27 protein-coding genes are annotated in these 26,922 nt (G+C 74.0%); 16 read left to right on the top strand and 11 right to left on the bottom strand.

Annotated features, from left to right (window positions below; genetic code table 11):
• Positions 1–172 precede the first annotated feature (172 nt).
• Positions 173–778, top strand: coding sequence for a GTP cyclohydrolase I FolE (gene folE, locus ACZ4V6_RS06945; RefSeq protein ID WP_467823299.1), 606 nt, complete (start codon positions 173–175; stop codon positions 776–778).
• 36 nt (positions 779–814) lie between these two features.
• On the opposite strand, the gene ACZ4V6_RS06940 is transcribed toward folE, so the two are convergent.
• From ACZ4V6_RS06940 to ACZ4V6_RS06915, 6 genes are all read right to left on the bottom strand, one after another.
• Complete coding sequence (locus ACZ4V6_RS06940) at positions 815–1,300, bottom strand: DUF3180 domain-containing protein (RefSeq protein WP_467823296.1); 486 nt, start codon at positions 1,298–1,300, stop codon at positions 815–817.
• A 102-nt stretch (positions 1,301–1,402) separates the two neighbouring features.
• Positions 1,403–2,014, bottom strand: coding sequence for a 2-amino-4-hydroxy-6-hydroxymethyldihydropteridine diphosphokinase (folK, locus tag ACZ4V6_RS06935; RefSeq protein WP_467823294.1), 612 nt, complete (start codon positions 2,012–2,014; stop codon positions 1,403–1,405).
• Positions 2,011–2,370 (bottom strand): dihydroneopterin aldolase, encoded by a 360-nt coding sequence (gene folB, locus ACZ4V6_RS06930; protein ID WP_467823291.1) that lies wholly within the window; start codon positions 2,368–2,370, stop codon positions 2,011–2,013. The genes folK and folB overlap by 4 nt, the downstream gene beginning before the upstream one ends.
• 238 nt (positions 2,371–2,608) lie before the next feature.
• A complete protein-coding gene (locus tag ACZ4V6_RS06925; RefSeq protein WP_467823289.1) occupies positions 2,609–3,112 on the bottom strand; it encodes a nuclear transport factor 2 family protein in 504 nt (167 codons plus the stop codon).
• A complete protein-coding gene (folP, locus tag ACZ4V6_RS06920; RefSeq protein WP_467823286.1) occupies positions 3,109–4,065 on the bottom strand; it encodes a dihydropteroate synthase in 957 nt (318 codons plus the stop codon). The genes ACZ4V6_RS06925 and folP overlap by 4 nt, the downstream gene beginning before the upstream one ends.
• A 611-nt stretch (positions 4,066–4,676) precedes the next feature.
• Complete coding sequence (locus ACZ4V6_RS06915) at positions 4,677–6,506, bottom strand: phosphatidylglycerol lysyltransferase domain-containing protein (RefSeq protein WP_467823283.1); 1,830 nt, start codon at positions 6,504–6,506, stop codon at positions 4,677–4,679.
• 233 nt (positions 6,507–6,739) lie between these two features.
• On the opposite strand from ACZ4V6_RS06915, the gene ACZ4V6_RS06910 reads away from it, so the two are divergent.
• Positions 6,740–7,861 carry an alpha/beta hydrolase gene (locus ACZ4V6_RS06910; RefSeq protein WP_467823280.1) on the top strand — a complete coding sequence of 374 codons (1,122 nt, stop codon included), beginning with the start codon at positions 6,740–6,742 and terminating at the stop codon, positions 7,859–7,861.
• Between the two features lie 165 nt (positions 7,862–8,026).
• Positions 8,027–9,253, top strand: coding sequence for a hypothetical protein (locus tag ACZ4V6_RS06905; RefSeq protein WP_467823278.1), 1,227 nt, complete (start codon positions 8,027–8,029; stop codon positions 9,251–9,253).
• Positions 9,254–9,276: 23 nt separating this feature from the next.
• Here the strand turns inward: ACZ4V6_RS06905 and ACZ4V6_RS06900 are convergent, their stop codons facing one another.
• Together ACZ4V6_RS06900 and ACZ4V6_RS06895 are read right to left on the bottom strand one after the other, a co-directional pair.
• Complete coding sequence (locus ACZ4V6_RS06900) at positions 9,277–10,587, bottom strand: PH domain-containing protein (protein WP_467823276.1); 1,311 nt, start codon at positions 10,585–10,587, stop codon at positions 9,277–9,279.
• Complete coding sequence (locus ACZ4V6_RS06895; RefSeq protein WP_467823274.1) at positions 10,584–11,135, bottom strand: PH domain-containing protein; 552 nt, start codon at positions 11,133–11,135, stop codon at positions 10,584–10,586. Before ACZ4V6_RS06895 ends, ACZ4V6_RS06900 begins: the two co-directional genes overlap by 4 nt.
• A 31-nt stretch (positions 11,136–11,166) precedes the next feature.
• Here ACZ4V6_RS06895 and ACZ4V6_RS06890 point away from each other — a divergent pair, with 31 nt between their 5' ends.
• On the top strand, positions 11,167–12,318 hold the full coding sequence (locus tag ACZ4V6_RS06890) for an NADH-quinone oxidoreductase subunit D (protein WP_467823271.1): 1,152 nt from the start codon (positions 11,167–11,169) through the stop codon (positions 12,316–12,318).
• Here the strand turns inward: ACZ4V6_RS06890 and ACZ4V6_RS06885 are convergent.
• Positions 12,283–13,341 carry an SAM-dependent methyltransferase gene (locus ACZ4V6_RS06885; RefSeq protein ID WP_467823269.1) on the bottom strand — a complete coding sequence of 353 codons (1,059 nt, stop codon included), beginning with the start codon at positions 13,339–13,341 and terminating at the stop codon, positions 12,283–12,285. The two genes, ACZ4V6_RS06890 and ACZ4V6_RS06885, sit on opposite strands and share 36 nt — an antisense overlap.
• A 118-nt stretch (positions 13,342–13,459) precedes the next feature.
• Between ACZ4V6_RS06885 and ACZ4V6_RS06880 the strand changes: the two genes are divergently transcribed.
• On the top strand, positions 13,460–14,662 hold the full coding sequence (locus ACZ4V6_RS06880; protein ID WP_467823267.1) for a sensor histidine kinase: 1,203 nt from the start codon (positions 13,460–13,462) through the stop codon (positions 14,660–14,662).
• A gap of 83 nt (positions 14,663–14,745) precedes the next feature.
• On the top strand, positions 14,746–15,417 hold the full coding sequence (locus tag ACZ4V6_RS06875) for a response regulator (RefSeq protein ID WP_467823265.1): 672 nt from the start codon (positions 14,746–14,748) through the stop codon (positions 15,415–15,417).
• Between the two features lie 129 nt (positions 15,418–15,546).
• On the opposite strand, the gene ACZ4V6_RS06870 is transcribed toward ACZ4V6_RS06875, so the two are convergent.
• Complete coding sequence (locus ACZ4V6_RS06870; RefSeq protein WP_467823262.1) at positions 15,547–16,653, bottom strand: DUF5937 family protein; 1,107 nt, start codon at positions 16,651–16,653, stop codon at positions 15,547–15,549.
• 164 nt (positions 16,654–16,817) lie between these two features.
• On the opposite strand from ACZ4V6_RS06870, the gene ACZ4V6_RS06865 reads away from it, so the two are divergent.
• Positions 16,818–17,033 (top strand): hypothetical protein, encoded by a 216-nt coding sequence (locus ACZ4V6_RS06865; protein WP_467823260.1) that lies wholly within the window; start codon positions 16,818–16,820, stop codon positions 17,031–17,033.
• 18 nt (positions 17,034–17,051) lie between these two features.
• Here the strand turns inward: ACZ4V6_RS06865 and ACZ4V6_RS06860 are convergent, their stop codons facing one another.
• Positions 17,052–18,245: a threonine aldolase family protein gene (locus ACZ4V6_RS06860; protein ID WP_467823257.1), complete on the bottom strand. Its 1,194-nt coding sequence runs from the start codon at positions 18,243–18,245 to the stop codon at positions 17,052–17,054.
• Positions 18,246–18,447: 202 nt separating this feature from the next.
• Here ACZ4V6_RS06860 and ACZ4V6_RS06855 point away from each other — a divergent pair, with 202 nt between their 5' ends.
• The 9 genes from ACZ4V6_RS06855 (at position 18,448) to ACZ4V6_RS06815 (ending at position 26,633) form a co-directional block, all read left to right on the top strand.
• Entirely contained in the window at positions 18,448–19,440 is a 993-nt protein-coding gene (locus tag ACZ4V6_RS06855) for a Rossmann-like and DUF2520 domain-containing protein (RefSeq protein WP_467823254.1), read from the top strand.
• The gene (gene panC / locus ACZ4V6_RS06850) at positions 19,437–20,429 is read left to right on the top strand and encodes a pantoate--beta-alanine ligase (RefSeq protein WP_467823252.1); all 993 of its coding nucleotides are present in this window, start codon (positions 19,437–19,439) and stop codon (positions 20,427–20,429) included. Before ACZ4V6_RS06855 ends, panC begins: the two co-directional genes overlap by 4 nt.
• A complete protein-coding gene (locus ACZ4V6_RS06845; protein WP_467823249.1) occupies positions 20,426–22,159 on the top strand; it encodes an L-aspartate oxidase in 1,734 nt (577 codons plus the stop codon). Before panC ends, ACZ4V6_RS06845 begins: the two co-directional genes overlap by 4 nt.
• Before the next feature lie 5 nt (positions 22,160–22,164).
• Positions 22,165–23,145: a carboxylating nicotinate-nucleotide diphosphorylase gene (gene nadC, locus ACZ4V6_RS06840; protein ID WP_467824320.1), complete on the top strand. Its 981-nt coding sequence runs from the start codon at positions 22,165–22,167 to the stop codon at positions 23,143–23,145.
• Between the two features lie 4 nt (positions 23,146–23,149).
• Complete coding sequence (locus tag ACZ4V6_RS06835) at positions 23,150–23,947, top strand: type III pantothenate kinase (protein WP_467823247.1); 798 nt, start codon at positions 23,150–23,152, stop codon at positions 23,945–23,947.
• A 778-nt stretch (positions 23,948–24,725) separates the two neighbouring features.
• Positions 24,726–25,295 (top strand): hypothetical protein, encoded by a 570-nt coding sequence (locus ACZ4V6_RS06830; protein ID WP_467824318.1) that lies wholly within the window; start codon positions 24,726–24,728, stop codon positions 25,293–25,295.
• A gap of 23 nt (positions 25,296–25,318) precedes the next feature.
• Positions 25,319–25,498: a hypothetical protein gene (locus tag ACZ4V6_RS06825; RefSeq protein ID WP_467823244.1), complete on the top strand. Its 180-nt coding sequence runs from the start codon at positions 25,319–25,321 to the stop codon at positions 25,496–25,498.
• 217 nt (positions 25,499–25,715) lie between these two features.
• Positions 25,716–26,114 carry a BlaI/MecI/CopY family transcriptional regulator gene (locus ACZ4V6_RS06820; RefSeq protein WP_385472356.1) on the top strand — a complete coding sequence of 133 codons (399 nt, stop codon included), beginning with the start codon at positions 25,716–25,718 and terminating at the stop codon, positions 26,112–26,114.
• A gap of 9 nt (positions 26,115–26,123) precedes the next feature.
• Positions 26,124–26,633 (top strand): amino-acid N-acetyltransferase, encoded by a 510-nt coding sequence (locus ACZ4V6_RS06815; protein WP_403521633.1) that lies wholly within the window; start codon positions 26,124–26,126, stop codon positions 26,631–26,633.
• Positions 26,634–26,922 lie beyond the last annotated feature (289 nt).

The following is a 26,922-nucleotide window of genomic DNA, read 5'->3' as shown; positions in this document are numbered from 1 at the left end:
GGAGCCCGCCCCGGCACCGGAACGAGCCCCGGAGGACCGCCCGGAGAGCTGACCGAGGCCCTCCCCGCGGCCCACCGGGCCCGGAATGTATGCCGCGCCCCCCAGGTTCTAGCCTTGGGGGGCGCGGCATTTCCGTATGCCGGCACGCGAGAAGACAGGAACGAGGCACCAGATGACCGACCCCGTGACGCTGGACGGCCAGGAACCGATCGGCGAGTTCGACGAGAAGCGAGCCGAGAACGCCGTGCGCGAACTGCTGATCGCGGTCGGCGAGGACCCGGACCGCGAGGGTCTGAGGGAGACGCCGGCGCGGGTGGCGCGGGCGTACCGGGAGATATTCGCCGGGCTCTGGCAGGAGCCGCAGGACGTCCTGACGACGACCTTCGACCTCGGTCACGACGAGATGGTCCTGGTGAAGGACATCGAGGTGTTCAGCACGTGTGAGCACCACCTGGTCCCCTTCCGCGGTGTCGCTCACGTCGGGTACATCCCGTCCGCCAGCGGGAAGATCACCGGACTGTCCAAGCTCGCCCGCCTCGTGGACGTCTACGCCCGCCGACCGCAGGTGCAGGAACGTCTCACCACGCAGATCGCGGACTCCCTGATGGAGATCCTGGAACCGCGCGGCGTGATCGTCGTCATCGAGTGCGAGCACATGTGCATGTCGATGCGGGGCATCCGCAAGCCCGGCGCGAAGACCATCACCTCGGCGGTGCGCGGCCAGCTGCGCGACCTCGCCACCCGCAACGAGGCGATGAGCCTGATCATGGCGGGCTGACCCCGGCGCGATCCGGGTCCGCCGGGGCCGTGACGGTCAGGTCGTCGAGGCCGTGCCCGAGTTGTCGTCCTCGTCGTCCGGGAGCTTGCAGACCCGCTCGAGGAAGACGGCGGACGCTATGACGCCGATGCCGGTGAGGACCGAGAAGCCGGCGTAGACGGCCTGGTCGCGGCGGGCGGGGATGTCGAGGTACTCCAGCAGGAAGACGCCCGTGCCGCCGTACATGCCGGCCACGAGGGCGGCCACGAGGGCGCTGGCCTGGCCGAAGACGACCGAGCGGGCCGCCATCAGCGGGTCGACGCCCTTGGCGCCGGGGACGCGGTCCCGCTGGGCCTTCAGCCGGGAGCGGATCGAGAGCGCCGTGGCCAGCAGGATCACGGCGATCAGCGCGAGCACGATGGGGGCGGCGAGAGGGACGCTCGGGAGGGTCCCGATCGAGTTCCACAGGCGGGCGCCCGCCCAGGACAGGACTCCGGCCACGACGAACACGCCGGCCAGCATCCTGATGCGCAACTCTTTCACGGTGCCCCTTCGCTCCCCCGGATGTCCGGCTCAGGCGCCGGCTGCCGCACGCCCGGACGGTGGGCGTCCGGCGGCGGACTTCGGTCGTCTCGACCTTAACGACTACTCGGGCAGGTGGAGTTCCAGGTCGGGCCGGGGCGCGACGCCTTCGCGTGTCACCGCGTCCAGCAGGCCGGCGACCGGGCCGTGGCCGGGCAGCTGGGCCTCGGGGTCCAGGTCGTGCCACGGGGCGAGGACGAAGGCGCGCTGGTGGGCGCGCGGGTGGGGCAGGGTCAGGTGCGGGTCGTCGGAGACCACGTCGGCGTAGGCGACGATGTCGACGTCGAGGGTGCGCGGGCCCCAGCGCTCGTCCCGGACACGGTGGAAGGCCTCCTCGACGGCGTGCGCCCGCTCCAGGAGGGAGGACGGGGGCAGGGTGGTCTTCAGGACCACGACCGCGTTGAAGTACGACGGCTGGGTGCCGGGCTCGACGCCCCACGGCTCGGTCTCGTACACCGGAGAGACGCCCTTGATCCGCACGCCCGGGGTCTCCTCCAGCGCGTCGATGGCGCCCTGGAGGGTCTCCAGGCGGTTGCCGAGGTTGGCGCCGAGGGCGATCACGGCGCGTTTGGGGTTGGACAGCGTGCTGTCGGCGGCGTCCACCCTCTCGACGACGGACGCGGGCACCGGCTGGACGGTCGGGTCGCTGGGACCGTCGGTGAACGGGACACTCATACACGGCTCCGGATGATGGTGACGGTCACGTCGTCGAAGGGCACCGTGATCGGCGCGTCCGGCTTGTGGACGCAGACCTCGACCTCCTCGACCCCCTCGTGCTTCAGGCAGACCTGGGCGATGCGCTCGGCGAGGGTCTCGACCAGGTTGACGGGCTCGCCCTCGACGGCGGCCACGACCTCCTCGGCCACGACGCCGTAGTGCACGGTCTTCGTCAGGTCGTCGTCGGCCGCGGCCGGTCGGGTGTCCAGGCCCAGGACGATGTCCACGAGGAAGGTCTGGCCCTCCTCGCGCTCCTTGGGGAACACACCGTGGTACCCGCGGGCCTTCAGGCCGCGCAGCGCGACACGATCCACACGAATCACTCCTGCAGTCGTCGGTCACGGCCGGTGCGCACCACGTGCGGGCGGTGCGCCGGCCTCAGTCGAATCTACCCGCGGGCGCTGACATCGCCGGGCCACGGGTGGCGCGGGTCCGGGGGGACGTCCGGAGGTTTCACCGTACGTTTGCCCTGGCGAACCCGGTGGCTCACGGGGTGGTGGCCGTCCGTGCCCGGCGGTCAGTGATTCCCGCCACTTCTCGCCTCCCGTCGGCTCAGGGGGTCGTGTCCCCGCCGTTCTCGTCGTCGTTCTCCGCCAGGACCGGCGAGGCGTGGTGCGACCAGAGTTTCCAGCCCGAGGGCGTGCGGCGGTACGCGTTGGTGGCGACCACGAGCTGGCCGACGAGCGGTCCGAGCTCGTCGTCGCCCTCGGGGGCGGGGCCGCCGCTGAGGATGTTCTCCGTGCAGGTCACCAGGGCGGTGTCGCCGGTGACGGAGACGTGCACGTCGGTGAGGAAGAACTGGATGTAGTCGGTGTTCGCCATGATCAGCGCGTACGACCGCAGGACCTCGCCGCGGCCGGTGAGCACCGGCCAGCCGGGATGTACGCAGGAGACCACGCCGGCGTCCGCCGGGTCGTGGTAGCTCTCGTCGATGCCCAGGTCGGACGGGGTGAGCCAGAGCTCCGACACCTTCTCGAAGTCACCCTGCTCGAGGGCCTCGTAGAAGGCGGTGTTGGTGGCCTCGACCTCTTCGACGTCGATGTGAGGGGCGTTCACCGGGCTCCTTCCGGGCCGCCTCTGTCCGACGACGTCTCCGGTGCCGTCCGCGGGCGCGGCTTCGGCGCCGGTGCCTCCGCCGGGACCGCGGTCCGTGCTCCCGCCACCGCGCGTGCGACCCGTACCGCGTCCGCCGTCGCGCGTACCTCGTGCACGCGCACCGCCCACGCGCCGGCGTGCGCCGCGAGCGCGGAGACGGCGGCGGTGGCCGCGTCGCGCTCGCGCGCGGGCGGCGGGGCGGCCTGCGGGCCGGCGAGGACACGGCCGAGGAAGCGTTTGCGGGAGGCGGCGACGAGCAGGGGGTGGCCGAGGGCGAGCAGGCGGTCGAGGTGGGCGAGGAGGACGAGGTCGTGCTCGGCGTCCTTGGAGAAGCCGAGGCCGGGGTCGACGACGATGCGGTCGGGGGCGATGCCGCCCTCCAGGACCGCCTCCACGCGCGCGCGGAGCTCGTCGACGACCTCGGTGACGACGTCCGTGTAGGTGCCGCGGACGTTGCCGCCCTCCAGGAAGCCGCGCCAGTGCATGACGACGAAGGGGGCGTCGGCGTCGGCCACGACCGGGATCATCCGGGGGTCGGCGAGGCCGCCGCTGACGTCGTTGACGAGGGCGGCGCCGGCGGCGAGGGCCTGTTCGGCCACCTGGGCGCGCATCGTGTCGACGGAGATCGTGACACCCTCGGAGGCCAGGCCGCGCACGACCGGGACGACTCGGCGGAGTTCCTCGTCCTCGTCGACGCGGGTCGCGCCGGGGCGGGTCGACTCGCCGCCGACGTCCACCAGGTCGGCGCCCTGGGCGACGAGGTCGAGGCCGTGCTTGATGGCGGCCGTGGTGTCGAAGAAGCGACCGCCGTCGGAGAAGGAGTCGGGGGTCACATTGACGACCCCCATGACCGCACAGCGGTCCCATGCGGTCAGTCCCGCCAGGTGGCGGGGGCGGCCGGTCTGCTTGCTCATGTGTTCAGCGTAGGCCCAGGGGAGGCCTCCGGCGGTGGTGGGGCGTGTGCCTGCGAGGGCCTCCGGCGGTGGTGCGGGGTGCCTGCGGCGGCCCGTGCGGGTTCGGTGGGGGTGCGGGGTGCCTGCGGCGGCCGGTGCGGCTCCGGTGGGGGTGCGCGGATGCCTGCGGCGCCTGTGCGGGTTCGGTGGGGGTGCGGATAGCGCCTTGGGTCCGGTGGTGGGTCGGGGCCGCGTCGGGGGGTGTCCGTCCTCGGAACGGCGCGGAATCGGGTACTGACCAGCAGACGGGGCGTTGACGCGCCAACCGCTGCGGGCGGACACCCCCCGACACGTCCCCTTCCCGCCGTACGCGGCTCCCCCGCCGTCCCCACTCAGCTGCGGGCAGCCGTCGTGCGCCGCCGTCCCGGCTGCGGGCGGTCGCCGTGCCGCCGTAGCTGCGGGCAGTCGTGCCTCCCCCAGTGCCTGAACGGCCTGGGAGGTGCCCCCAGGGCGGCACGGGTGGGCGGTGGGGGTCCCCCCGCTCGAGCGAAGCCGAGAGTGGGGGAGGCACCCCGAAAGCGCCGGCCGCGCGAACCCACCCCGCGTCCACCCCCGCGCCGGGCACGCACCTGTCACGCAGCCCGCGCCTCCCGCTCCGTCACCCCGTGCACGCACGGCCGCCGACCGGCCGTCCGCCGTCGCAGGAAGCGGGGGAGCGGTGGCGTGAACGTGACGAAGCCCTCCGCCTGCATGGCGGCGAAGCCGATGCGGGGCAGGTCGGCCGACGCGCGGTAGACGACGAAGCGCGGCTCCCAGCGGGGCTGGAACTTGGCGTTGAACTTGTACAGGGACTCGATCTGGAACCAGCGCGAGAGGAACACCAGCAGCCCGCGCCACGCCCGCAGCACCGGCCCCGCGCCGATCTTCTCGCCGCGTGCGAGCGCCGCGCGGAACATGGCGAAGTTCAGGGACATCCGCGCGATGCCCAGCTTCGGGGCGGCCTGGAGCGCGGCCACGATCAGCAGTTCGTTCATGCCCGGGTCGGCCGAGCGGTCGCGGCGCATCAGGTCGAGGGAGACGCCGTCGGTGCCCCACGGCACGAAGTGCAGGATCGCCTTGAGGTCGCCGTACTCGCCGGGCTCGGCCTCCTGCTTGTGCGCGGTCGCGATCAGGCAGTCGCCGTCGGCCGGGTCGCCGATGCGGCCGAGGGCCATCGAGAAGCCGCGTTCGGTGTCCGTGCCGCGCCAGTCGTCGGCGGCCCGGCGGATCCGGTCCAGCTCGGTGTCGCCGAGGTCAGCCACGCGCCGTACCCGGGTCTCGTAACCGGCCCGCTCGATGCGCTTGACCATCTGGCGCACGTTGCGCATCGCGCGGCCGGCGAGGGAGAAATCCGCGACGTCCACCACCGCCTCGTCACCCAGTTCCAGGGCGTCGAGCCCGGTCTCGCGGGTCCACACCTCGCCGCCGGTCTCGGAGCAGCCCATGACGGCGGGCGTCCAGGAGTGGGCGCGGGCCTCGTCCATGAAGCGTTCGATGGCGCCCGGCCAGGCCTCGACGTCACCGATCGGGTCGCCGCTGGCGAGCATCACGCCGGAGACGACGCGGTAGGTGACGGCGGCCTTGCCGCTGGGGGAGAAGACGACGGCCTTGTCACGGCGCAGCGCGAAGTGACCGAGGGAGTCGCGGCTGCCGTGCTTGGCCAGCAGGGCGCGCAGGCGCGTCTCGTCCTCCTCCGTCAGGCGCGCGGCCGGGTGTTCGGGGCGGAAGGCCAGGTAGATGGTGGTGACGGCGGTGAGCAGGCCGAGGGCGCCGAGGGAGAAGGCGACCGTCCAGGACGTGTTGCCCCGGTAGTCGACCGGACCCTCGAAGCCGAACAGGCCGTACAGCACGTGCGCTATGCGGTCGGCCAGGCTCGGGTCGCCGACCATGCGGTTCGGGTGGGCGCTGACGATGACCAGCCCGAGGGCGAGGGAACCGGCGCCCATGAGGACGAAGTTGGCGAGCGCCTTCCAGCGGCTGCGCGGGTCGGGCAGCGCCGCGAACTGGCCGCGGTGGCGCAGCAACGGGGCGAGCAGCGCCAGGGAGATGAGCACCCCGACGAGGGAGTGACGGTAGGTGAGCTGTGCGACGGCGCCCAGCGGCAGCAGGGCCACGGCGGCCCGCCAGGCCCGGCGCTTGCGGCGCTTGAGTCCGTGCGCGAGCAGCAGGAGCAGGACGCCCGTGCTGAGCGAGAGCGCCGCGGCGAACGGGCCGAACGTGCCGGGCAGCACCTCGGCGACGGCGTGCATACGGCTGTGCCGGAAGCGGGGGAAGACGCCCGCGGCGATGTTCAGCAGGCCGACCAGGGTGCAGGCTCTGCCGACGAGGACGGGCACGGCCTCCGGACGCGGGCCGCGCAGCACCCGGCCTGCGCGCGTGGGGCCGGCGGCCTGGGAGGCGAGCTTCGGAACCGCACCCGACATTTCCTCATCTGTCCTGACAGACATCGCACCCGTAGTTCTGCGAGAGACCGTGGATCCGGGCCCGTTTCGGGCATCCGGCGACATTGCGCCCTCTAGGACGGTGTCTCGGGGAGAGAGGTTCACTCCCTTCCCCAAAGCCGTGTCAAAGGCCGGGGAAAGTTACGGGGGCAGCCCCTCGCGAACCCGACGGGGGGTCGGGCACCGCGTGGGAAAGCGTAGGCAGGTAGCAAGGCATGGGTCTGACAAGCAACAAGGTGCTGGCGCTGGCGGTCCTGTCCGGCGTGCTGCTGTTCGTCGGCACGGTGTGGCTGTGGCCACGTCTGGCCGGGCGGAACTGGCGTGCCGTCATAGGCAGGACGGGCCTGCTGCTCGGCACCCAGCTGGCGGTCTTCGCCGCGGTCGCGCTCGCCGCCAACCAGTCCTTCGGGTTCTACGCGAGCTGGGCCGACCTGTTCGGGCGGGAGACCGGGCAGGGCGTGGTGGTCGACCACTCGGCGGGCGCCGGCGGCCCGCTCCGGGTGGTCGGCGAGCGGCGGGTGGGGCAGGCGGGCGGGGCCCGGCCGGAGATCGGCGGCCGGATCCAGAGCGTCAGGATCGTCGGCCGTACGACGCGCATCGCGACGCCCGCGGAGGTGTACCTGCCCCCGGAGTACTTCCAGCCGCGCTACCGCGCCCGCACCTTCCCCGCGGCCGTCGTCCTGACCGGCTACCCGGGGACGACCGAGGCGCTGGTGAGCAAGCTCCGGTATCCGCGCACGGCGCTGGACCTGGCCAGGGACGGCCGCATGCAGCCGATGGTGCTGGTGATGCTGCGGCCCACGGTGGCACCGCCGCGCGACACGGAGTGCGTGGACGTGCCGGGCGGGCCGCGGACGGAGTCGTTCTTCGCCAAGGACCTCCCCGAGGCCGTCCTCACCCGGTACCGGGTGGGCCGGGGAGCGGGCAGCTGGGGCATCGTCGGGAACTCGACCGGGGGCTACTGCGCGCTGAAGCTCGCCCTGCACCATCCCGGCGTCTACGCCGCCGGCGCCGGCCTGTCCGCGTACTACGACGCCCCCAGCGACCCGACCACGGGCGATCTCTTCCACGGCGACGAGGGACTGCGGAACCGGGCCGACCTCTGGTGGTGCCTCGAGAACACGCCCGCGCCCGCGACTTCGCTGCTCGTCACCAGCAGCAAGTCCGGCGAGACGAACTACAAGGACACGCTGAAGTTCATAGAGCGGGTGAAGGAGAAGAAGCCGACGCGGATCTCGTCGATCATCCTCGAAAGCGGCGGGCACAACTTCAATACCTGGCGGCGCGAGATCCCCGCGACGCTGCAGTGGCTCAGCGGGCGGCTGGACGGCCGCTGACGCGCGGCCGCCGGCCGGTGGGCGGGATTTCCCGAAAATGATCTTGTTTTAATTCGGCTGCCGGTGGGCAGGCGGAATCCTGATGCCGTGTGAACACAGGGGAGACGGCCGTGTTTTTACGGGGCCGGGCGCCAAGATTCGCCTACGCGCGGTAAGTTTCTGGCCATGCCACGTGGACGTCACCGTCATTCCCCGCCTCTGCACAGGCTGCTTCCTCCGTCGGCGATCGCAGGCGTCTCCGTCATCTGCGCGGTCGGCCCCTGGGTGTTCAGCGAGGCGGTGGTCCTCCGCGCGCTCGCGGCGGCCGCCGCGGTGACGACGGTCGTCGGCGCGGTCGTCATGCGTCACTGGGACGCGCAGGCGGGCAAGCGCGTCGCCGACCTCACGCGCGCGCGTGCGAGCGACGAGTGGCGTCACGAGGAGCGGGTCGCCGAACTGGAGTCCGACCTGGAGGAGTCGCGCGAGCTGCGCATGAAGCTGGAGCACCGGCTGCGCGCCAAGCGCACGGAGCTGGCGGGGCTGCGCAACGAACACGCCTCCCTGCTGCGCCGGTACGCCACCGCGGAGACCGAGCGCGCCAGCGCGCTGGAGGGCCGTCGTCTGCTGGAGCTCGAGGCCGCGCCGTCGACACCCGCGCTGCCCGCGGCCCGGCCGGCGCCGGCGGAGGAGACGCGTCCGCCGGAGGCCGGGAGCCCGGAGGCCGCCGGGGAGGCGCCCGAGACGCCTGCCGTCTTCTCTCCGTCCGGTTCCCGGCTGTTCCTGAGGGCGAGCGCCGCCCTGGCGCGGTTCGGCGACGAGGCGCCCGCCGGTGAGGACCGTGAGCCCGCCGCCGACGGCGACGACGGCAGCGGTGGCGACGACGGCGACGGCGGCGGCGGCAACGGCGGCGGCGAGACCGCCGCGGCGGCCGAGGCCGCGCCGGAGGACGGGGCCCAGGGGCGGCCCGAGGCGGCCGGCGGGCACGAGGCCGCGCCCACCACCGCGCCGGGCCGGGCCGGTGACCGGCCCGACGAGTCCGCGGGACAGCCCGAGCAGTCGGCCGGCCGGCAGTCCGCGCGACAGCCCGCCGGGCACCACACGGTGCCGACCGCGGTGGCCGTCGTGCCGGCCGCTCCCGCGCGGCGCCCGGTGGTCGAGGGCGGCTTCGACTTCTTCGGCACGAAGAACGGCAAGGACGCGACGGCGTCGCCCGCCGCCCTGGAGGCCGTCCAGAACGAGGACCTCGCCGACGTCGTCGGCCAGGAGGCCCTCGCCCTCCACAAGGCCGAGAGGGAGGCCGCCTTCAAGCCGGCCGGCGAGGAGTCCCGGGACGTGGGCCAGGTGATCGACCTGACCGCCCACGACGAGACCGAGCAGATCGACGTACAGGGGCTGCGCAGCGCGGCGTCCTGACCGCGCGGAGCCGGTGGACGCCGTCAGGCCATCCACCGGTCCGGCGGCGCCTCCCGGCGCCCCGTGCGGGACCGTTCCGCCTGGCCGCGCAGCAGCTTTGCCGCCTCGTCGGCGTCCCGCAGCCGCGCGGTCACGGTCTTGTTCGCCCCCGTGTCCACCCGCACGTCGGCGACCCGCCGGGCCCGCTGCCACGGGCCCTGGGCGAGGCGGACGCTCTGGACCTTGGCGTGCGGCACCAGCGCCAGGCTCCGCCGCAGCAGCCCGCGGCGGGCGGCGAACACCGCGTCGGTGACGGCCAGCCCGTGGCCGCGCCACCACAGCGGCAGGCACCACCGGGAGCGCCGCGGCGGACGCGACAGCGCCGCCGGCACGGTCACCCCGGGCAGCACGCGTGCCACCACCGCCTCGGCGATCCCGCGCGGGGCGACCGGCAGCAGCACGGAGTTCGACGACCCGGCCACGTCCAGCTCGACCCGGACCCAGCCCCGCCGCCGCCACAGCAGCGGTTCCACGATCCGCACCGTCTGCACCCGGCCCGGCGGCACCGTCTCGTGGGCCCGGTCCAGCAGCCCGTGGTCGATGCGCAGCCCGTCCGGCGACTCGGCCACCGTCCAGTCGTACTCCCCGACGAACCGCCCCACGCTCCTCGCACCGGCCGCGCCCGCCAGCGGCAGGGCGGTCGCCAGGACCGTCCACAGGCTGTGGGTGGCCGGCCACAGCAGTGCCGGCACGGCCACGGCGGCGGCCAGCGTGCCCCAGGTCGCGCCGGTCAGCAGCAGGGAGACGGCGAGGACGCCGGGCGGCACGCGCAGCAGGTGCCGGGACGGTGCCTCGCCGACCTCGTGCGCCGTCCCGGGCGCGAAGCCCGCCGCGCGCGCGAGCAGCTCGGCCCGCAGCGCACGCGCCTCGGCGACGCCCAGGAAGGCCAGCTCGTCCTTCTTGTCGGTCCCGATGACGTCCAGCCTCAGCTTGGCGACCCCCGCGACGCGGGCCAGCAGCGGCTGGGTGACGTCGATGGCCTGGATGCGTTCGAGCCGGATGTGCGCCGTGCGCCTAAACAGCAGGCCGGTACGGATGCGCAGCTCGGCGTCCGTCACCGCGAAGTGGGTGAACCACCAGGTCAGGAAGCCGTACAGGGCGGCGGCGGGGATCAGCACGGCGAGGCCGGTCAGCAGTGTGGCCGTGGTCAGCCTGGTCAGCTGGCGCTGTGCCTGGTCGGGGTCGTGCACGGCCCACCCGGCGATCACGGCGACCGGCGCCCAGGCCCGCCGCAGCGGGGTGACGGGGTGCAGCCGGCGCTCGGTCACCGCTCCGTCGGCACCCGTGGTGCTCACAGCCCCGCCGATCGGGCCTCGCCCAGCTCGGTGAGCCGGTCGCGCAGCCGTTCCGCCTCGGCCGGGTCCAGGCCCGGGATGGACGCGTCGGTCGCGGCGGCGGCCGTGTGCAGCTGCACGCCGGCCAGCCCGAAGTACCGCCCGACGGGCCCGGAGGTCACCTCGACCAGTTGCATCCGGCCGTACGGCACGACGGTCTCCTCCCGCCACAGCACGCCCCGGCTGATCAGCAGGTCGTCGGCGCGCTCGGCGTACCGCCAGGAGCGCCAGTTGCGCTCCAGCACCACCCAGCCCCCGACCAGCACGGCCAGCGGCAGCAGCGCGAAGGCGGCCCAGGCGGGCCCCGCCAGCAGCCCGGGCACGAGTCCGGCGGCCAGGGCGAGCAGCCCCGTCCACACCACCAGCAACAGACGCCGCATCCGCAGCAGCCCCGGCGGCAGCCCGGTCCACACCGGTTCGCTCGCCGTCGTGCCCGCCTCGGCCGCCGCCCCGGGACCGGCCCCCGCCGCCCCCGCCGTGCCCGTGTCGTCAGGGCTCCCCGTCTCCATGGGGCCAGCGTACGTAGGGGAGACTGTGCGCATGACTCCTACGACGGAGACCACGGTCGGTATCGGCGGTGCCGCGGAGAGCACCGACATGGTGCTCAACATCGGCCCCCAGCACCCGTCCACGCACGGCGTGCTGCGGCTGCGGCTCGTCCTGGACGGCGAGCGCATCACGAGCGCGGAGCCCGTGATCGGCTACATGCACCGCGGCGCGGAGAAGCTGTTCGAGGCGCGTGACTACCGGCAGATCATCGTGCTGGCCAACCGGCACGACTGGCTGTCCGCGTTCTCCAACGAGCTGGGCGTCGTTCTCGCCGTGGAGCGCATGCTCGGCATGGAGGTCCCCCCGCGCGCGGTGTGGACGCGGACGCTGCTCGCGGAGCTGAACCGGGTGCTCAACCACCTGATGTTCCTCGGGTCGTACCCGCTGGAGCTGGGCGGCATCACCCCGGTGTTCTACGCCTTCCGGGAGCGCGAGATCCTCCAGAACGTCATGGAGGAGGTCTCCGGCGGGCGCATGCACTACATGTTCAACCGCGTCGGCGGCCTCAAGGAGGACCTGCCGTCCGGCTGGGCCGCACGCGCGCGCGGTGCCGTGGCCGCCGTGCGCTCGCGCATGGACGTCTTCGACGACCTGGTGCTCGGCAACGAGATCTTCCGGGGACGGACCCGGGGCGTGGGCGTCCTGAGCGCCGAGGCCGTGCACGCGTACGGCGTCAGCGGTCCGATCGCGCGCGCCTCCGGCGTCGACTTCGACCTGCGCCGCGACGAGCCGTACCTCGCCTACGGCGAGCTCCAGGACACCCTGAAGGTCGTCACCCGCGCCGAGGGCGACTGCCTCGCCCGCTTCGAGTGCCTCCTGGAGCAGACGCACAACGCCCTCGACCTCGCCGACGCCTGCCTGGACCGGCTGGGCGAGCTGGAGCCCGGGCCGGTCAACCAGCGGCTCCCCAAGGTGCTGAAGGCGCCCGAGGGCCACACGTACGCGTGGACCGAGAACCCGCTCGGCATCAACGGCTACTACCTGGTCAGCAAGGGTGAGAAGACCCCGTACCGGCTGAAGCTGCGGTCCGCCTCGTACAACAACATCCAGGCGCTGACGGAGCTGCTGCCCGGGACGCTGGTCGCGGACATGGTGGCGATCCTGGGGTCACTGTTCTTCGTCGTCGGGGACATCGACAAGTAGCCGCGCGGCGTCGACGGACCCGACCGGCCGGAGCAGCCACAGGAAGTCGCCGAGCCCGCCGGACGCGGTCAGCTCGGCCGCCTCGGAGGCGCTCGCGAGGGCGCGCACGTACGCCGCCGGGTCGGTGGAGGCGAGCGCGAGCGGGGGGCGCGCGCCCACGACACCGAGGACGCGCAGGGCGTCGCGCTGGGGGAGCAGCCGCGCGCCGGCCGTCGCGCACGCGTCCAGGGCGACGTGGGCCGTGATGTCGCACGTGCCGTCCGGTACCGGTGCCGTCTCCCGGCCCTCCCGGAAGCCGGTGAGCGTCCCGAAGGGCGGGCGGGCCTCCAGCGTGTGGGCGTAGTCGGCGGCGACGGCCAGTCCCCGTTCGAGCGTGGAGACGGCGGACGCCCACGCGGTGTCCCGGGGGAGCCCGATCTCGGCCCGCCGCCCCTCCTCGCCCGGCAGCGGCCACCAGCGCGCCAGCCACTCGGCGTCCGCCCCGCCCACCGGCTCCCCGAGCCGCTCCGTCCCGTCGCCCCGCACGAGCACCCGCCGCGCCACGCCGTCGGCGTCCACCTCCGCCACGTCCACCGGCACGTTGTCCAGCCACTCGTTGGCGAACAGCAGCCCCGTCACCCCGCGCGGCGGCTCGGCCAGCCACTCGACCCGCCGGTCGAGTCCGTCGGGGCGGCCGGCGACCTCGACGGCGTACGCGCGCGTGCGGGCGGCCACGTCCGCGGGCAGCGCGGCCAGCACACCGGTGACCAGCTCGCCCTGCCCGGCGGCCATGTCCACGAAGGCGAGCGGCGCCGGCCGGCCCAGTGCCTCGTCGACCCGGCACAGCAGCCGCGCCACGGCCCCCGCGAACAGCGGCGACGCGTGCACCGACGTACGGAAGTGCCCGGCGGGCCCCTCGGAGCGGCGGTAGAACCCCGCCGGTCCGTACAGGGCGTCCGCCGTGGCCTCCCGCCAGCCGCGCCAGTCGTCGTCCGTCCCGCCGGCCCCTGCCGTCCCCGCTGTTCCCGCTGTCCTCGCCGTCACAAGCCCAGGCTAGGCGCACAGGAGAACGGGGCCTCCACCTTGCGGAGTACGCGCGCCGGACGCGGATCGGCCCTCCGGTTGACCCCTGCACCTATTCCGCTTCCCTACGCTGGGTTACGTGCAGCGCCTCTACGACTTCCTCCGCAGACACCCGACCGGGGTCGACTGTTTCTGGGCCCTCTTCCTGCTCGGGATCTCCGCGATGTCGGTGACCACGCAGCAGGAGGCCCACGGGAGGGACGTCACGGCGCTGGTCGTCCCGTTCGTGGTGCTGCTGTCCGCGGTGATCGCGCTGCGCCGGCGCATGCCGGAGAAGATGCTGCTGCTGGCCGTCGCCCTCGGAGTGGGGCAGCTGGCGCTGGACATCCCCACGATGTCCGCCGACTTCGCCCTGCTGGTGATCATCTACACGGTCGCCGCGACCGGCGCCCGCTGGGCCTCCCGGACCGCGCTCACCGCGGGCCTGTGCGCCGCGCCCCTCGCGCAGCTGCGCTGGCCCAGCGAGAACACCGGCATAGCGGGCAACATCGCCATAACGGTCTTCCAGGCGGTGCCGTTCGCCCTCGCCTGGGTGCTCGGCGACTCCATCCGCACCCGCCGCGCCTACTTCGCGCAGCTGGAGGAACGCAACGCCCGGCTGGAGAAGGAACGCGAGGCGCAGGCCAAGGTCGCGGTCGCCGCCGAACGGGCCCGGATCGCCCGGGAGCTGCACGACGTCGTCGCGCACAACGTCTCGGTCATGGTGGTGCAGGCCGACGGCGCCGCCTACGTCCTGGACGCGGCCCCCGACCAGGCGAAGAAGGCCCTGGAGACCATCTCCTCCACCGGCCGGCAGGCCCTCGCAGAGATGCGCCGCCTGCTCGGCGTGCTCCGCACCGGCGAGCACCAGGAGGCCGGGGAGTACGTCCCGCAGCCCGACGTCCAGCAGATCGAGGACCTGGTCGAGCAGTGCCGCACCTCGGGGCTGCCCGTCGACTTCAGGGTGGAGGGCACCCCCAGGCAGCTGCCCAGCGGCGTGGAGCTGACCGCTTACCGCATCGTGCAGGAGGCGCTCACCAACACCCGCAAGCACGGTGGGCCCAACGCGGGCGCGAGCGTGCGCCTCGTCTACTTCGACGACGGGCTGGGCCTGCTCATAGAGGACGACGGCAAGGGCGCCCCCCACGAGCTGTACGAGGAGGGCGGCTTCGACGGCCAGGGCCACGGGCTGATCGGCATGCGGGAACGGATCGGCATGGTCGGTGGCACCCTGGACGCGGGTCCGCGGCCCGGCGGAGGGTTCCGCATCAGTGCGCTGCTGCCGCTGAAACCCGCACACTGACCTCCGCGCCCGTACGCACGTACGGCGTTGACACCTGTCACGACCCCGGCCGGGACCCCGGCCGGAGAACGGAAGAGGCCCCGATGACGATCCGCGTGATGCTCGTCGACGACCAGGTGCTGCTGCGCACCGGGTTCCGGATGGTGCTCGCGGCCCAGCCGGACATGGAGGTCGTCGCGGAGGCGGGCGACGGCGTCGAGGCACTCCAGGTGCTGCGTTCGACCGCCGTCGACGTCGTCCTGATGGACGTCCGCATGCCCAAGCTCGACGGGGTGGAGACCACCAGCCGGATCTGCGCGGACCCGGCCGCGCCGAAGGTGCTGATCCTGACCACCTTCGACCTGGACGAGTACGCCTTCTCGGCGCTGAAGGCGGGCGCCTCCGGCTTCATGCTCAAGGACGTGCCGCCCGGTGAGCTGCTCGCCGCGATCCGCTCCGTGCACAGCGGCGACGCGGTGGTGGCCCCCTCGACCACCCGCCGGCTCCTCGACCGGTTCGCCCCGATGCTGCCGGCCGCCGGCCAGGAGCCCCGGCACGCGGAGCTCCAGCGGCTCACCGAGCGCGAACGCGAGGTGATGGTGCTGGTCGCGCAGGGCCTGTCCAACCGGGAGATCGCGACCCGGCTGGTGCTGTCCGAGGCGACCGTGAAGACGCACGTCGGCCGCATCCTGACCAAGCTCGGCCTGCGCGACCGGGTGCAGGTCGTGGTCCTGGCCTACGAGACCGGGCTGGTGCGGGCCGGCGGACACGGCTGAGCGCGGGCGCGGCACCGGTGGGGTGCCGCGCCCGCCGCTGTGGACCGGCGGGAGGGGCTCCTCGGGGCCGGGAAGACACGGACCCGCGCGCGGGACACACCGCCGGCTGCCCTTCCCACCGGCGCCGGACTACCGGAGGAGGCCCTCCAGGAAGTCGCTGCCCAGCCGGGCCACCACCGTCACGTCCAGCTGGTGCAGGACGTACCGCCCGCGGCGGCGCGTGGTGATCAGGCCCGCCTTCTTCAGCACGCCCAGGTGCCGGGATATCTCCGGGGCCGTCATGCCGTGCGCCTGCGCCAGCTCGCTCGTGGTGTACGCGCTGCGGGCCAGGTAGCGGCAGATCCGCATCCGCACCGGGTGGGACAGGGCGGACATCCGCAGCGTGAGCTGCTCGACGGACGGCGGGGAGACCGGCTCGGCGGCGCCGACCGGGTAGTGCAGGACGGGCTGCCAGCCGTACCGGTGCAGGACCGACAGGTGCGGCCAGCCGAAGCTGGTGGGCAGGAGCAGCAGACCGCCGTCCCCGGTGGCCGTACGGCCGTCACCGAGCTTGTCGATCGTGATCACGCCGGCCGCCTCGTCCAGCGACACCGCCGGGGACACCGCGGCCAGCGCCTCGGCCAGGCCCCGGCGCCGCAGCAGCTCCGTCTTGTGGCGGGCGTCGGCCGCGAGCTGGTGGCGCAGCCGGGACCAGGCGTCCGCGAAGAACGCCTCGTCGCAGTCGTGCAGGAACTGACGCAGCCAGGCCCGGATCCGGGGCGGGTCGGCCAGCAGCCGCTCACTGAACCGCAGCTGCTGCGGCCCCCGCGCGGCGGCCAGGTCCAGGGCGCGCCGGCGCACCACGGCGTCCGAGAGCACGGAGGCGCCCTGGGTGCCGTAGGGCATGGCGCAGGTGAACTCCAGGGCCGCGTCCACGAACTGCTCGTCCGACAGCTTGTCCAGCAGGTCCAGGTCCTCGGCGAGGGTGGCGCCGGGCAACGTGCCGCGGCCGGGGATGCCGGCGAAGGGCAGGAACAGGTCCGAGAACGTCGTCCGCCACAGGAAGTCGGCCTCGCACATCCGGTCGGCCAGGTGCGGGTCGAGCCGGGCGGCGGCACCGGTCACCCAGCCCTGGAGCCCCGGATGGTGCCCCGGCTCGGACAGCGCGTGCAGCGCCATGCACAGCTCGGCCAGGGGCGAGGGCACGACGGCGACCCTCTCCGGCCGCAGCCCCGCGATGTCGATGCGCACGCTCATGCCCCCATGGTGCACGCCGCCACCGACAACGCCGTCGTCGATCGACCGCCGTCGTCAATCGGCACGACGCCGCCGGGCCCGCCGGAGCAGTCCGGGACCACCGGAGCAGCCGCGGAGCCCGCCCACCGAACCGTCAGCCCTCGTGCCCTGAGAGGCGATCCGCCATGAGCGTCACGCAGCAGTACCTCCTCGACACCCACCGCGCCCAGCGGCTCGGCGAGCCCGCGCCGCCCGCGCCCGGCACCCACGACCTGCAGGCCGTGCGCGCGTGGCGCGACCGCCGCCGCTTCCGCCGGGTCCTGGCCGGCCGCCCGGCGCACGGCCGCGTACGGCGCGCCCTGCGCCGGTGGCGGGGCCCGCGGCGGCGCTGCGCCGCTTGACCGCCCCGGGCCGACCGGTCAGCGGGGCAGCCGCGCGGCGAAGTCCGCGACCGCCGCCTTCACGTCGTCGGCCGTCCACTCCAGGCCGTCCGCCTCCACCCCGACCTCGGTGACGGCGATGCCCGGTCCGGACTCGTCCCAGGGCCGGCCGAAGAGCAGCGTCCCCGTCTCCTCGCCCTGCCGGATCGCGGCCTCCCCGACCACGTCGGCGTCGTACGGCAGCCAGACCTGGAACTCGTGGGTGTGGGGCACCCCGGGGTGCACCCGCGCCCACGGCACCCCGGCCGCCGCGAAGCCCTCGCGCAGCGCGGCGGCCACCACGCGCGCGTGCCTCGCGTACTCCGCCAGCCGGGGCAGCTCGCGCTCCAGGCCGGCCAGCGCCGACAGGGCCGTGGGGAACTGCTGGAACACGGTGCCGCCGTACCGGTGCCGCCAGGCCCTGGCCTCCTCCACCAGCGTCCGGGGGCCTGCCAGGGCGGCGCCGCCGTAGCCCTTGAGGGACTTGTAGAACGAGACGTACACGCTGTCCGCGAGGCCCGCGATCTCGTCCAGCGGGCGGCCGAAGTGCACGGTGGTCTCCCACAGGCGGGCCCCGTCGAAGTGCACCACCGCGTCGCGCTCCCGGGCCGCCCCGACCACCTCGGTCAACTCGTCCCACGTGGGCAGCAGGTAGCCGGCGTCCCTGAGCGGCAGCTCCAGCATCAGCGCGCCGAACGGCTCCTCGAAGTCGCGCACCTCGTCGGCGGTCGGCTGCCGGGGCTCGCTCGTCAGCCGTACCGGGCGCAGGCCGCTGACCCGGCTGAAGGCGTTCCGCTCGTGCACCTCGGGGTGGCCGAGGCCGTGAAGGGCGACGACCGGGTCGCCGGTGCGGCCCGCCCAGCAGCGCAGCGCCACCTGCTGGGCCATGGTGCCGGTCGGGAAGAAGGCGGCGGCCTCGTGGCCGAGCAGGGCGGCCGTCCGCTCCTCCAGCGCCGTCACGATGCCGTTGCCGTACACGTCCGACGGCTCGTCGAGGTCGTAGAGCTCCTCGGCCCCGTCGAGCAGGCCGATCCGCTCCCGGAGGGTGGTGCCGTAGCCCGGGCGGGCGAGCAGGCGCTTCGCGCTGCGATGGACGGCCACGCGCCGCTCGCGCATGCGTCCGTGCTGTTCCTCCCGCTGCTCCGGTGGCTCCGCCGTCCCCGCCTGTTCCGCGTTCTCCTCTGTGCCGGTCATGCCGGGATCATGCCGTGCGGGAGCCGGTGGGGGCACCCGGGTTTCCGTCCGCGCCGCGCACGCACCCGGAGCGGGCGGGTGCCGGGCGGGTGCGGAAGCCCACGCCCTGTGGACGACCGGACGCCCGTGGAACCGATCGCGTTAACATGACGAGAAATCGTCCGGTACCCCGAGCGGACTGGAACGGGAAGGCCGCAGCCGCGTGAACACAACCCCACAGCCAGATCCCAAGGACCGCCCCGCGCGGCTCACCGTAGGCGTCGTCGGCGCCGGACGCGTGGGCCCCGTGCTGGCCGCGTCCCTCCAGCTCGCCGGGCACCGCCCGGTGGCCGTCTCCGGGGTCTCCGACGCCTCCAGACGGCGTGCCGCGGCCCTGCTCCCCGACGTGCCGCTCATGACGCCCGCCGAGGTCCTCCAGCACGCCGAACTGGTGCTGCTGACCGTCCCCGACGACGCGCTGCCCGGCCTGGTGACCGGGCTCGCCGAGACCGGCGCGGTGCGGCCGGGCCAGCTCCTCGCGCACACCTCCGGGCGCTACGGCGCCAAGGTGCTGGACCCGGCCCTGCGCGCCGGCGCCCTGCCGCTCGCCCTGCACCCGGCGATGACCTTCACCGGCACCGCCGTGGACGTCCAGCGCCTGGCCGGCTGCTCCTTCGGCGTCACCGCGCCCGAGGAACTGCGGCTGGCCGCCGAGGCCCTGGTCATCGAGATGGGCGGCGAGCCGGAGTGGATCGCCGAGGACAAGCGCCCGCTGTACCACGCGGCGCTCGCCCTCGGCGCCAACCACCTGGTCACCCTGGTCGCCCAGTCGCTGGAGCTGCTGCGCACCGCCGGCGTCGAGGCCCCCGACCGGATGCTCGGCCCGCTGCTGGGCGCCGCCCTCGACAACGCCCTGCGCTCCGGCGACGCGGCGCTGACCGGCCCCGTCGCGCGCGGGGACGCGGGCACGGTCGCCGCGCACATCGTGGAACTGCGCGCACACGCCCCGCAGGCCGTGGCCGGTTACGTGGCGATGGCCCGGGCGACGGCCGACCGCGCCCTGGACCACGGGCTGCTCAAGCCCGAACTCGCCGAGGACCTGCTCGGGGTACTCGCCGACGGGACCGGCGGGACCGGCGGGGCCGGCGGAACAGAGCGGACCGACGGCACCGACGGCACCGACGGGATCAACGGCACCGAGGGAGACGCCCGATGACCACCACCCTGCTGCGCACCGCGGACGAGCTGCACGCGCGCGTACGTCGCGGTCGCCGGGCCGTCGTGATGACCATGGGCGCCCTGCACGAGGGCCACGCCACCCTGATCCGCACGGCCCGGCGGACCGTCGGCCCGGACGGCGAGGTGGTCGTCACCGTCTTCGTCAACCCGCTCCAGTTCGGCGCCGGGGAGGACCTGGACCGCTACCCGCGCACCCTGGAAGCCGACCTGAGGATCGCCGAGCAGGCGGGCGCGGACGCCGTCTTCGCCCCGTCCGTCGAGGAGGTCTACCCGGGCGGCGAGCCCCAGGTCCGCGTCACGGCGGGCCCCATGGGCGAACGCCTGGAGGGCGCCTCCCGCCCCGGCCACTTCGACGGCATGCTCACCGTCGTCGCCAAGCTGCTCCACCTCACCCGCCCCGACCTGGCCCTGTACGGCCAGAAGGACGCCCAGCAGCTCGCCCTGATCCGCCGCATGGTCCGGGACCTGAACTTCGGCGTGGAGATCATCGGCGTGCCCACCGTGCGCGAGGACGACGGCCTGGCCCTCTCCAGCCGCAACCGCTACCTCTCGCCCCGGGAGCGCCGCACCGCCCTGGCGCTCTCCCAGGCGCTGTTCGCCGGCCTGGACCGGCACGCCGCCCAGGAGGCGCTGCGCGCGCGGGCCCGCGAAGTGCCCGCCACGCGCGCGCGTGCCGAGGCGCTCGACGCTCTCGGCGAGTCCCGCGCGGCGGCCGACGCGCACGCCGTCGCCACGTCCGCGCCGGGCGGCGCCACGGCCGTCCGCGCCGCCGCCCGCCTGGTCCTGGACGAGGCCGCCCGCCTCGACCCGCCGCTGGAGCTGGACTACCTCGCCCTGGTCGACCCGTCCGACTTCACCGAGATCGGCGACGACCACACCGGCGAGGCCGTCCTCGCCGTCGCCGCCCGGGTCGGCGCGACCCGGCTGATCGACAACGTCCCCCTCACCTTCGGAGCCGCCTCGTGACCAGCACAGGCATACGACTGCACGCACCCGCGCCCGGCTGGGCCGTCCCGGCGGACGTCGTGGTCGTCGGCTCCGGCGTCGCCGGCCTCACCGCCGCGCTGCGCTGCGAGGCCGCCGGTCTGAACACGGTGGTCGTCACCAAGGCCCGCCTCGACGACGGCTCCACCCGCTGGGCCCAGGGCGGCATCGCCGCCGCCCTCGGCGAGGGCGACACCCCCGAGCAGCACCTCGACGACACCCTGGTGGCCGGCGCGGGGCTGTGCGACCCGGAGGCCGTCCGCCTCCTGGTCACCGAGGGCCCCGACGCCGTACGCCGGCTCATCGCGACCGGCGCGCACTTCGACGAGTCGTCAGGGGGCGGACTCGCCCTCACCCGCGAGGGCGGCCACCACCGCCGCCGCATCGCCCACGCGGGCGGCGACGCCACGGGCGCGGAGATCTCCCGCGCCCTAGTCGAAGCGGTACGCGCGCGGGGGATCCGCACGGTCGAGAACGCCCTCGTCCTGGACCTCCTCACGGACGCCGACGGCCGCACGGCCGGTGTCACCCTGCACGTCATGGGCGAGGGGCAGCACGACGGCGTCGGCGCGGTCCACGCGCCCGCCGTGGTCCTGGCGACCGGCGGCATGGGCCAGGTCTTCTCCGCGACCACGAACCCGTCCGTCTCCACGGGCGACGGCGTGGCGCTCGCCCTGCGCGCCGGCGCCGAGGTCAGCGACCTCGAGTTCGTCCAGTTCCACCCCACGGTCCTCTTCCTCGGCCCGGACGCGGAGGGCCAGCAGCCCCTGGTCTCCGAGGCGGTGCGCGGCGAGGGCGCCCACCTGGTGGACGCCGACGGCGTGCGCTTCATGCGGGGACAGCACGAACTGGCGGAACTCGCCCCCCGGGACATCGTCGCCAAGGGCATCACGCGCCGCATGCAGCAGCAGGACGCCGAGCACATGTACCTCGACGCGCGCCACTTCGGCGCCGAGATGTGGGAGCACCGCTTCCCCACCATCCTCGCCGCCTGCCGCGCCCACGGCATCGACCCGGTCACCGAGCCGGTCCCGGTCGCCCCGGCCGCCCACTACGCCTCCGGCGGCGTCCGCACCGACGCCTCGGGCCGCACCACGGTCCCCGGCCTGTACGCGTGCGGCGAGGTCGCCTGCACGGGCGTGCACGGCGCCAACCGCCTGGCGTCGAACTCGCTCCTGGAGGGCCTGGTCTACGCCGAGCGCATCGCCGCCGACATCGCGGCGGGCCACGCGGACGGCACGCTCCACGCGCGCGTGCCGGCACCGCTGCCGCACCGGGAGCGCCCGGAACACCCCCTCCTCCCGCCCGAGGCCCGCCTCGCCGTCCAGCGGATCATGACCGAGGGCGCCGGCGTCCTGCGCTCGGCGGACTCCCTCGCACGGGCGGCCGACCGGCTGCACCACCTCCACGCCGAGGCCCGCGAGGCCCTGGAGGGGAACGGCAAGACGGCCGAGCCGGGCGTCGACACGTGGGAGGCGACGAACCTCCTGTGCGTGGCCCGCGTCCTGGTGGCCGCGGCGGCACGGCGCGAGGAGACGCGGGGCTGCCACTGGCGCGAGGACCACGCGGACCGCGACGACACGACGTGGCGCCGCCACATCGTCGTCCGCCTGAACCCGGACCGGACCCTCGCCGTGCACACCACGGACACGCCAGAATTCCCCCCGACCACCCCCGGCCCCCGGCCGGCGCAGCGTCCCCAGGAGCAGTGACGACAGTGAACACCCCCGACCTTCCCCTCGCCTCCGACGGAGGCTGCGGCGACGGCTGCGCCTGCGGCGCGGACACCGACGAGGAGACGTACCTGGAGTGCGGCCTGGACCCCGCGCTCGCCGCCCTCCTGCTCGACTCCGGCCTCGACCCCGTGGAGGTCGAGGACATCGCGAACGTGGCCCTCCAGGAGGACCTGGCCCACGGCGTGGACGTGACGACGGTCGCGACCATCCCCGAGGACGCGGTGGCCACCGCCGACTTCACCGCGCGCGAGGCGGGCGTCGTGGCCGGCCTCAGGGTCGCCGAGGCGGTCCTGTCGGTCGTCGCGACGGACGAGTTCGAAGTGGAACGCCACGTGGCGGACGGCGACCGTGTGGAGCCCGGCCAGAAGCTCCTCTCGGTCACCACCCGCACCCGCGACCTGCTCACCGCCGAACGCAGCGCGCTCAACCTCCTGTGCCGCCTGTCGGGCATCGCGACCGCCACGCGCGCGTGGGAGGACGCCCTGGAGGGCACCAGGACCCGGGTCCGGGACACCCGCAAGACGACCCCGGGTCTGCGTTCCCTGGAGAAGTTCGCGGTCCGCTGCGGCGGCGGCGTGAACCACCGCATGTCCCTCTCGGACGCGGCCCTGGTGAAGGACAACCACGTGGTCGCGGCGGGCGGCGTGGCGGCGGCCTTCCAGGCGGTCCGCGAACGCTTCCCGGACGTCCCCATCGAGGTCGAGGTCGACACGCTGCACCAGCTGCGCGAGGTCCTGGACGCCGGCGCCGACCTGATCCTGCTGGACAACTTCACGCCGGGCGAGTGCGAGGAGGCGGTCGCCCTCGTGAACGGCCGCGCCGCCCTGGAGGCGTCGGGCCGCCTCACCCTGGACAACGCCAAGGCGTACGCGGACACCGGCGTCGACTACCTGGCCGTGGGCGCCCTCACCCACAGCTCGCCGATCCTGGACATCGGCCTCGACCTGCGGGAAGCGGAGTAGAGGCATGCTGCTGACGATCGACGTGGGCAACACGCACACCGTCCTGGGCCTCTTCGACGGTGAGGACATCGTCGAGCACTGGCGCATCTCCACGGACCCGCGCCGCACGGCGGACGAGCTGGCGGTCCTCCTCCAGGGCCTGATGGGCATGCACCCGCTCCTCGGCGACGAGCTGGGCGACGGCATCGACGGCATCGCCATCTGCGCGACCGTCCCCTCGGTCCTGCACGAACTGCGCGAGGTCACCCGCCGCTACTACGGCGACGTGCCCGCGGTCCTGGTCGAGCCGGGCGTCAAGACCGGCGTCCCGATCCTCACCGACCACCCCAAGGAGGTCGGCGCCGACCGCATCATCAACGCGGTCGCCGCGGTCGAGCTCTACGGCGGACCGGCGATCGTCGTGGACTTCGGCACGGCGACGACGTTCGACGCGGTGAGCGCGCGCGGGGAGTACATCGGCGGGGTCATCGCCCCCGGCATCGAGATCTCGGTGGAGGCACTCGGCGTCAAGGGCGCCCAGCTCCGCAAGATCGAGGTGGCGCGCCCCCGCAGCGTAATCGGCAAGAACACGGTCGAGGCGATGCAGTCCGGGATCATCTACGGCTTCGCGGGCCAGGTCGACGGGGTCGTCAACCGCATGGCCCGCGAGCTGGCCGCGGACCCCGACGACGTGACGGTCATCGCGACGGGCGGCCTGGCGCCGATGGTCCTGGGCGAGGCCTCGGTCATCGACGAGCACGAGCCGTGGCTGACGCTGATGGGTCTGCGGCTGGTCTACGAACGCAACGTGTCCCGAATGTAGACACCGCCGGGGCGCCCGGCGCGGGTGCGGACGCGGGGGTGGGTTCGCGCGGCCTTGCGCTTTCGGGGTGCCTCCCCCACTCTCGGCTTCGCTCGAGCGGGTGGCACCCCACCGCCCACCCGTGCCGCCCCGGGGGTACCTCCCTGGGGGTACCGCCCTTGGGGGTACCTCCCAGGCCGTTCAGGCACTGGGGGAGGCACGACTGCCCGCAGCGGCGGCGGCACGGCGACCGCCCGCAGCCGGGACGGCGGCGTATGGCGGCTGCCCGCAGCCGGGCGGCGTGGTGCGACGGCGGGGGAGCCGCGTACGGCGGGAAGGGGACGTGTCGGGGGGTGTCCGCCCGCAGCGGTTGGCGCGTCAACGCCCCGTCTGCTGGTCAGTACCCGATTCCGCGCCGTTCCGAGGACGGACACCCCCCGGCGCGGCCCCGACCCACAGACCACCGAAGGCGCTACGCGCACCCCACCGGAGCCGCACGGGCGCCGCAGGCACCCCGCACCCCCACCGGAGCCGCACGGGCGCCGCAGGCACCCCGCACCCCCACCGGAGCCGCACGGGCGCCGCAGGCACCCCGCACCCCCACCGGAGCCGCACGGGCGCCGCAGGCACCCCGCACCCCCACCGAACCCGCACAGGCGCCGCAGGCACCCCGCACCCCCACCGGAGGTCAACGCCATACGGGTGGCCCTCCCCACGCCACACCCACCCGCTATGCAAAATTTGTCCGATTAGCGCGTACCGTCACCCCATGCCCACGCCATACGGATCCCGAGGCGGCATGGCGTTCGGCGCTCAGGAGCTGCGTGTGCTCCAGCGCGCCCTCGCCCTCGCCCTGAACCCCAGCCCCGCCTCGGCCGAGGACGTCCAGGACTGTCTCCGCCTCGCGCGTTCGCTCGACGAGGCGGTGGGGGAGAGTGCCCGGCTGCGCGACTTCCTGATGGCCGATCTCGCCCGGTACCGCGCCGCCCTCCCCGGCAGCATCACCGGCTATCTCACCCTCCTCGACGAGGCCCTGAGCGCCGGCCACCGCCCCGGCGCGGACGACCTCGCCGCCCTCCGGGCCCTGCGCGGCAACCCCACCGCCGCCGCCCTCCTCTCCCGCTGCGCACCCCCGGCGCCCACCGTCACGGTGCCTGCCGCACGCACCCGCCTCCTCGCCCTCCCCGGCGGCCGCTGCGGGGACCAGGACCCGGCGGCCCGGCCCGGCGCCAAGCCTCCGCAGAAGCCGGCCCCCGACCCCGCCCCGGCCACCCCGAAACGCCCCGTCCCCACCCCCGGCGAGCTCTTCCCCCGCCGCAGGCCGACCCCGCCCCCCGCCGGCTCCCGGCACCACCTCGCCGCCGGCTGAACCGGCCTGGCTACCCTGGAACCATGGACTACGTCTCCGCGCTTCTCCCCCCGGTCGTCATGGCGGCCTTCTTCATCGGCGTCGTCAGGGTGATCGTGAAGACCCAGGGCGGGGCCCGCAAGACCAAGGAGGACGCGGCCGTCGACGCCGCCCTCGCGCGGGCGGAGAGCGCCCGCCAGGCGGCCGCGCACCCGGAAGCCTGAGCCCACCGCCCGCACCGCCACCGGCCCCGTCGGTCCCACCGGCCACCCGCACCGCCCGAAGGCCCCCGCGCAGCCCCCGCGTACGGCTCCTCCGCGCACTCGCGCGGACGAGCCGTACGCCCTTTTTGCCCCACTCGCCCACGGAAGTGAGCGAAAGGGCACGTCCGGTGCGCGATCGCCCTGGTTCCCCACTATTGTCGGGAGGGTGCCTCGCCCATTGGGAGAACTCGAAGACGCGGTCATGACGCGGGTGTGGAAGTGGAACCGCCCGGTGACCGTTCGAGAAGTCCTGGAAGATCTCCAACAGGAACGGTCGATCGCGTACACCACCGTCATGACCGTCCTGGACAATCTCCATCAGAAGGGCTGGGTGCGCCGCGAGGCGGAGGGCCGGGCCTATCGATATGAGGCGGTCTCCACCCGCGCCGCCTACGCCGCCGCGCTGATGAACGACGCGTGGTCGCAGAGCGACAACCCCGCCGCCGCTCTCATCGCCTTCTTCGGCATGATGAGCGAGGAACAGCGACAGGCACTCAGGGACGCCATCCGCATCGTGCAGGGTCCGGAAACCCCCGCGCCGGGACCCGGCTCGGTGGCGGACACCGGCGAGCGATAGCGTCCCCACATGTCAATTGCCATCACCGTCCGGCGGGCCCGCACCAGCGATGTCCCGGCCGTACGCCGGCTCCTCGACGAGTACGTCCGTGACCGCATCCTGCTCGACAAAGCGATGGTGACGCTTTACGAGAGCATCCAGGAGTTCTGGGTCGCGGAACGGGACGACAACGCCGAGGTGGTCGGCTGCGGTGCCCTGCACGTGATGTGGGAAGACCTCGCGGAAGTCCGTACTCTCGCGGTGAAGCCGGGCCTGAAGGGCGCCGGCGTCGGTCATCGGCTGCTGGAGAAGTTGCTGGAGACCGCACGCCGACTGGGTGTTCGCCGCGTTTTCTGTCTCACCTTCGAAGTGGACTTCTTCAGCAAGCACGGCTTCGTGGAGATCGGAGAGACGCCCGTGGACACGGATGTCTACGCCGAGCTTCTGCGTTCCTATGACGAGGGCGTGGCGGAGTTCCTGGGGCTCGAACGGGTGAAACCGAACACCTTGGGCAACAGCCGGATGCTTCTGCATCTGTGATCGACAGCGGAGAGCCGTCGAGAGCCGCCGAGAGCCGCCGAGAGACGACCCGCGAGGAACCCCTCGCATCCGCCCGCATCCGCAACCCGTCGCCAGGTTTATTCCACCGTCGGACCGTGTGCGGGTTCCCTATGTCCGAAACGCGCACCTTTCCGGGCCGGAGGGGGACTGCGGGTTCCCGCCGGGGGTTTGTGTTTTTCCGGCAAAAGCGGTTTGCTTTCCGGCGTACTGCAGTACTGCATATAACAAGGGGCGGCGATACGGCGGACGCCGACGGACCTCCGGCCCT

It is taken from the genome of Streptomyces sp. NPDC029152, assembly GCF_055564355.1.
The sequence above is the reverse complement of the archived record's forward strand: the minus strand, read 5'-3'. Positions and strand labels throughout refer to the sequence as shown.

Bases quoted from the DNA above. Each gene is read 5' to 3' on its own strand.
- ACZ4V6_RS06865 (WP_467823260.1), top strand. From the start codon at position 16,818: ATGAGCGTCACGCAGCAGTACCTCCTCGACACCCACCGCGCCCAGCGG.
- ACZ4V6_RS06905 (WP_467823278.1), top strand. From the start codon at position 8,027: ATGCCACGTGGACGTCACCGTCATTCCCCGCCTCTGCACAGGCTGCTT.
- folK (WP_467823294.1), bottom strand. From the start codon at position 2,014: ATGAGTGTCCCGTTCACCGACGGTCCCAGCGACCCGACCGTCCAGCCG.
- ACZ4V6_RS06915 (WP_467823283.1), bottom strand. From the start codon at position 6,506: ATGTCGGGTGCGGTTCCGAAGCTCGCCTCCCAGGCCGCCGGCCCCACG.
- ACZ4V6_RS06835 (WP_467823247.1), top strand. From the start codon at position 23,150: ATGCTGCTGACGATCGACGTGGGCAACACGCACACCGTCCTGGGCCTC.
- ACZ4V6_RS06875 (WP_467823265.1), top strand. From the start codon at position 14,746: ATGACGATCCGCGTGATGCTCGTCGACGACCAGGTGCTGCTGCGCACC.
- ACZ4V6_RS06910 (WP_467823280.1), top strand. From the start codon at position 6,740: ATGGGTCTGACAAGCAACAAGGTGCTGGCGCTGGCGGTCCTGTCCGGC.
- ACZ4V6_RS06830 (WP_467824318.1), top strand. From the start codon at position 24,726: ATGGCGTTCGGCGCTCAGGAGCTGCGTGTGCTCCAGCGCGCCCTCGCC.
- folP (WP_467823286.1), bottom strand. From the start codon at position 4,065: ATGAGCAAGCAGACCGGCCGCCCCCGCCACCTGGCGGGACTGACCGCA.
- ACZ4V6_RS06890 (WP_467823271.1), top strand. From the start codon at position 11,167: ATGACTCCTACGACGGAGACCACGGTCGGTATCGGCGGTGCCGCGGAG.
- ACZ4V6_RS06825 (WP_467823244.1), top strand. From the start codon at position 25,319: ATGGACTACGTCTCCGCGCTTCTCCCCCCGGTCGTCATGGCGGCCTTC.
- ACZ4V6_RS06860 (WP_467823257.1), bottom strand. From the start codon at position 18,245: ATGACCGGCACAGAGGAGAACGCGGAACAGGCGGGGACGGCGGAGCCA.
- ACZ4V6_RS06815 (WP_403521633.1), top strand. From the start codon at position 26,124: ATGTCAATTGCCATCACCGTCCGGCGGGCCCGCACCAGCGATGTCCCG.
- ACZ4V6_RS06870 (WP_467823262.1), bottom strand. From the start codon at position 16,653: ATGAGCGTGCGCATCGACATCGCGGGGCTGCGGCCGGAGAGGGTCGCC.
- panC (WP_467823252.1), top strand. From the start codon at position 19,437: ATGACCACCACCCTGCTGCGCACCGCGGACGAGCTGCACGCGCGCGTA.
- folE (WP_467823299.1), top strand. From the start codon at position 173: ATGACCGACCCCGTGACGCTGGACGGCCAGGAACCGATCGGCGAGTTC.
- ACZ4V6_RS06895 (WP_467823274.1), bottom strand. From the start codon at position 11,135: ATGGAGACGGGGAGCCCTGACGACACGGGCACGGCGGGGGCGGCGGGG.